The 5175-nt window shown below is 52.9% G+C and carries 4 protein-coding genes; all 4 read right to left on the bottom strand.

The window, feature by feature from the left end; all coding sequences use genetic code 11:
- Positions 1–166 precede the first annotated feature (166 nt).
- Complete coding sequence (locus tag PHV74_14795) at positions 167–1366, bottom strand: phage major capsid protein (GenBank protein ID MDD5095624.1); 1200 nt, start codon at positions 1364–1366, stop codon at positions 167–169.
- Positions 1367–2119, bottom strand: coding sequence for an HK97 family phage prohead protease (locus PHV74_14800; protein ID MDD5095625.1), 753 nt, complete (start codon positions 2117–2119; stop codon positions 1367–1369).
- A 73-nt stretch (positions 2120–2192) separates the two neighbouring features.
- Positions 2193–3419, bottom strand: a complete 1227-nt coding sequence (locus PHV74_14805; protein MDD5095626.1) for a phage portal protein — start codon at positions 3417–3419, stop codon at positions 2193–2195.
- The gene (locus PHV74_14810; GenBank protein ID MDD5095627.1) at positions 3416–5095 is read right to left on the bottom strand and encodes a terminase large subunit; all 1680 of its coding nucleotides are present in this window, start codon (positions 5093–5095) and stop codon (positions 3416–3418) included. The genes PHV74_14805 and PHV74_14810 overlap by 4 nt, the downstream gene beginning before the upstream one ends.
- Between the last annotated feature and the right edge of the window lie 80 nt (positions 5096–5175).

A 5175-nucleotide genomic window follows, 5' to 3' on the forward strand; every position in this document is an offset into this window, starting at 1 on the left:
CATTGTTGGCACCGTTTTGTCTCCCCAAGTCGTTTTTTTCCGTTGCAGAAATAACAGCGTTTCCTTTTTCCGTAAGGGCGATTGCAGATAGGGCAACTTTCCATTCGGCGTAACCTCCTGTATTAGCTGCCCTTATCATATCATACACCCCTGTTATAATGCAACATCAAACGCCGGTAATCTTACAGAACGCCGTATCCCTGAAGTACACCATCGAGCACCGCATATCGGCCCGGACTGCCTGCTTGCCGTATGCAAAGTAGGTGTCATGGCTGTCGGTCACTTTGAAGTCGATGCCGCGCTTGGTGAACAGCATCGAGAAGTTGGTGAAGTCGCCGGTTATTGCGGTTGCCTCGGTGCAAGCCGTGGTCACACAAACAGGCACGCCCCAAATGACTTTCGGAGTCGGATCAGTGGGGTTCCCCATGATGTAGATACCATCGGCAGTTCGCAGCAATGCGGTTTCCTGCCAGTCGTTCGGATTGATGAACAGCACGCTCGGCTCCGCAAATCCGGTTCCTCTGACCAGCGTAAACGCCTTGTAGTAGGCATCCGGTGCCGGGTCAGCGCCCTTCGCCTGGGACTGAACCGAGGCGAGGCTCTTTGCGCCCCACAGGGCCGGGGTTGTGCCGGTTCCTTCAAGGACTTCGGCTTCCAGTTTCGCCTTGATCATGTAGGTCAGGCGCTGGTTCAGGTAAGCGCCGATTCCGGCCACATCCTCAAGTTGCTCGTCTGTGCAAGGCAACCAAACGGCGATCTTCTCCACCTCGTCAGAAGTCTCGGTCAGGGCCAGCGCTGCCTCACCGTAGACAGCACCCGCAGCCGCTTCAGCCGCGTTGTTCGTAAAGGTCGATTCCTTCATATACCGGATGGTGTCCATATTGGTGGTTCCCATCGGGATGAAATCGAGCACCGACAGTGGCCTTGTGGGATACAAGGACACGCGCCCGATTCGAGTCGCTTCCGGGTCCCAACCAGCGGAACTCTGAAAGAGCGTCTTTAGGTCGATGTCAGCCCTGCCGACCATGCCCTTCTGTTTATAGGCTTGGGACTCCATGAACAGTTCGCCGATGCTCTTTCTCTCGGCCTTCTGCTCAGTCGCCTTCTCACCGGGCTGGTAGGACTTGGCGATCACGTCTTTTCCCTGGGTGAGCTTCACCATCTCCTGATAGTCTTCGTTTAGGTCTTTCAGTTCGGCATTCAATGCCTGCAACTTCTCGACCTTGCCTTTGGTATCACCTTCTCCCAGGCACTTCACCCTTGAGAAGTCCAGGTCTGCCCCGGCTTCCTCATAGGCCATGTGTCCGAGTTTGGATTTCTCAGCGATCTTCTCGCTGAGTTGCTTCATGGTCAGATTCGTTTTCATTCAATTCACTCCTACTATTTGAGATTCGATTCGGATAAACTCCCCGAACAGTTTTTGAGCCGCCGCGTTATCGACTGGCTCCGGTTTGGTCAACAGGGCCTTGATTTCGGCCTCAAGGACCGCCAGTTGCTTCATGAGTCCTTCTAGCCGTTCCCTGTTGGGGTCAGAAATGTCGCGCCCGTCTTTCCGCCTTAAATCAGCAAGCGATTTTGTGCGGTCGAGAAAACTCTTGACGGCAGCAAGCGCCGCCTCAGCTTCCTCGCTATAGAGCCATTTCTTGCCTTCTGTCTTGATTGCCAGGGTTGCCGTCCCTATCCCAGCGCCGCGAAGCACCGGCGAGGCTTCAAAGATATCCACGCCCTTGATGATTCGGCCCACTGGCTGCCCGTTCCATTCGGTTTCCTCTCCCCGTTTGGTGACACGGAAGCCATAGGACCACTCCTGAAGCTCAGGGGCAAATTTAATAGTCTCGTAATGCTCGCGTCCGGTTTCCGTTTTGAGGTTGAATTCCCCCTCTACAATCACATCGTTTCCGACTTCTTTGACTGTCCCTTTGCCCACCGGCAAGGCCCCCATCCAGCTTTCATGCTGGTATGCGCTGATCAGGATTGACTTGCCCTGGGGGAATGAGCCGGGAAGCGTCACGTCCTGATCTTTATCAATGACATTTAAGGTGGCGATCTTCGCCGTAAATACCCCCGGCTTGTCTTCCTTCAGTTCGATCCCTGTAAAGGATTTGCGTTCAAGTTCCATGTGGCCACCTCCGATTTTGGGTAACAAAAAAGCCGCATATTTGCGGCCTTCGTGGTCTTTGTATTCAGTTGTTCTATATCTGCTTCGGTGGATTCGGTGCCGTGCCTATCGGTGTAATCTGGTATTCCCCGCCCTTACCGTCTGTCCTCGGGTTCATGTTCTCGATCTCTCTGATCTCATCAGGGCATAGCCACCCGTTGTTTTTGCCTACGGCATAGGCGTTATATCTGCTCAGCAGGTCGCCCCGCATGAGTCCGGCAGTCAAAAACTCGGTGAAATACTTTCCCTTGTTCTCACCGAGTATCAGCTTCCGGTCAAGCTCCTGTTCCCATCGAGTGAGCCAGGGCATGAGACAATAGGTGACAAGTTCTATCCCCGATTGCTCGACGTTTGCATAGTCGCTCGATTCGGTTTTCACGTTCAAAAACCGCGAGGGGATGTGGAGAATCATTGCTATCTCTTCTTTTTGAAACATCCGGGCTTCAAGTAATTGGGTATTTTCAGGGGAAAGCCCCACGTCTTTATAACTCACGCCCTCTTGCAGAATGGCTATCCTGTGGGCATTAGTGAGTCCGTTATAGAGATCCTCCCAAGAGGCCCGCATCCGCTTCTCAGTGTCAGGGCTTACTTTTTCAGGGTGAGTAATAACCCCCCGGAGGTTTGTTCCGGTGTAGACCCGCGCCGCAAATTCCTCGGCCGCTTTCGCCAGCCCAAGAGGTTCCTTCCACATGGTCAAAGGATCGTACCCTATCAGACCATCGTAGCTGAACCCTGGAATATGCAGCACGTTCTTTGCTGGTAAAACACCCCTGTTCCCGTTTGGTAGAGTGTAGATATATTCGATTTTATTAGTTGTGATATTGCGCTGGACCAACATTCTATCCGGGCGCAATGGCCAGAGGTACATAGGCATATCCGTGTAGTAGGGATCAAACTCGATCTCAGCATAGGCATTCCCGCGCGTGAGCAAATGGCCCTGAAGAGTTTCCTTGAATGTGATCGGAGTCATTTCCGGGTTAGGCTCATCATGAAGAATGGTGTACAACTGATAATCAATCGCCCTTTGCTTTCCTCTTGGCTTCATCCTCTCGTAGGTGATGCAATCCAGTTGCCCCACTGTCTGAGCAATCAAGGATACCCCCGCATAATAGGCGCTGACCCCCAGGGCATTATCCGCATTGATATGCAATCCAGTCTTGGAATATCCACCAGAGCCCCACGATTGATTAGACTGAGCCCAGAAAGGCGGTTGAGACCAACCCTTGAGAGTAAGCCCCTTTAAGATGCTTTTTATATTCAATTCACTGCTCCAAGTTCAAAGCCTCGGTCCTCATAAATCGACCGCTTAACCACTTGGTTTTGTGCCCGCGCAAATGCCGCTATCAGCGCCACTGCCGCGTCAATTTTGTTCTGCGGGAATTCCTTTCTCGGGAAGATGTTGTCTTTTGCATCCGTCCGAGCCACCACGTTTGAAATCTGCCAACGGAGCGCCGGGTCTCCGTTGTGGTGTATGTGCTTGGTCAATATCGCCGCTTCTACCGCTTTCATGGGCTCTGAGAAGTTTTTGACGGTCATTCCGTATTCAACCATCGGGAACCCTTCATTGCTTAACCTGGTCGCCATCTCCGTCATATGAAACGGGTCATAGATGCACTCGATAATCTGATAATCTCCGCGAGTGGCTATCAGATCGTCCTCGATATATTCATAGTCGGTGATATTGCCAGGTGTGGTCTGCATCCAGCCATCTTTCACCCACCCCTGATAATGCGTCTTGTCTGCACCCTCCGCCGCCTCTTCCGGTATCCAGTGCTGGCAGAAGATAAAATAATGGTCTTTTCTTTTGAACATCCTCAGCACCGGCATGATGTCCGACCGGCTGGCTGCGTCTATCGCTATCCAGCACGGCTCACCCTTGAACTGCTCGATATCGAGATTTACGTCCCGGCAGGCATCCCAAGCCAGCAGATCCATCCAGGCGACCCGCGCCTGCATCCACTGGTTAAGGTGCTTGCAGCGAATGACGTTCTGTCGGCTGGCTCTCTGTGTGGCCTCTTGTAAGCGTGCCCTGAGGAAGTCTTCGGAAACGCTAACCCCTAGATTCGGGTTGGCTTTGATCCAAGACTCCCATTTGTCCCACGGGTCGGCCTCATCAATCGTGTAGATGATCCCGAAGAGTTGATCGTTCTCGATTGTCCCTTCGAGCATCTTGCAAACCTGATCGCGTTTGTCATAGCACGGGCCTGCAACATTGGTCCCTGCCGTGGTGGTCACTATCAGCAACGGTTGCGACCGAGCTCCCATGCCGGTGAGCATCGAGTCATACTGTGCCGCTGTGTCGTGTTCGTGGTATTCGTCGATGATTGCACAGTGCGGGCTTGAGCCGTCTCCCGGCTTCCCGATGATCGGCTCAAATTTCGAGTTGTCATTTAAGATTGCAAGGTTCTTGGCGTTTACCGTGATATCAAAGTGCTCTTTGTATCCATCAGCCTTGAGCGCCATGATCCGCGCCGGTCCGAACACTTCCCATGCTTGCTTCTCAGTAGTCGCGCCACTGTAGACCTCCGAACCGGCCTCGCCGTCTTTTGAGAGCATGAAATGGCCGACTAAAGCGGCCTGGGAACTTTTTCCGTTCTTCCTGGGGACCTCAAGCAGGACCTCTCTGAATCTCCGAAGTCCGTCTTTCTTCCGCTTCCAGCCAAAGACGTTACCCCAAACAAAGCACATCCACGGTTCAAGAACGAACAACTCGTGTCTCTTCGCCCACTCGCCCTTAACATGGGGCATCTTTTCAGCGAAGTCGCAAAAGGTCTCAGCCGCCTGTTTGTCGAAATAAAAAGGCCCGGATTTCTCTCGGGCCAGATCGTCAAGGTGTCGTTGGCAAGCGAGCTTTACCCACTTGCAGGCCGGTACTTTATCCCGGACAACATCGCGGGCATATTTGTTCGCCTTGTTAACGTGCGGGTATTTCTCCATCTGGTTACCATTTCGTTCCCACAACCTTATTTGAGGATGACACCCGGCCCCGGCTGGCAGGCGATAGTCCAAGCTCGGCT

The organism is Dehalococcoidia bacterium, from assembly GCA_028711995.1.
GTDB lineage: Bacteria > Chloroflexota > Dehalococcoidia > SZUA-161 > SpSt-899 > JAQTRE01.

Excerpts from the sequence above, each read along its gene's own strand:
- PHV74_14810 (MDD5095627.1), bottom strand. The coding sequence starts at position 5,095 with ATGGAGAAATACCCGCACGTTAACAAGGCGAACAAATATGCCCGCGAT.
- PHV74_14795 (MDD5095624.1), bottom strand. The coding sequence starts at position 1,366 with ATGAAAACGAATCTGACCATGAAGCAACTCAGCGAGAAGATCGCTGAG.
- PHV74_14800 (MDD5095625.1), bottom strand. The coding sequence starts at position 2,119 with ATGGAACTTGAACGCAAATCCTTTACAGGGATCGAACTGAAGGAAGAC.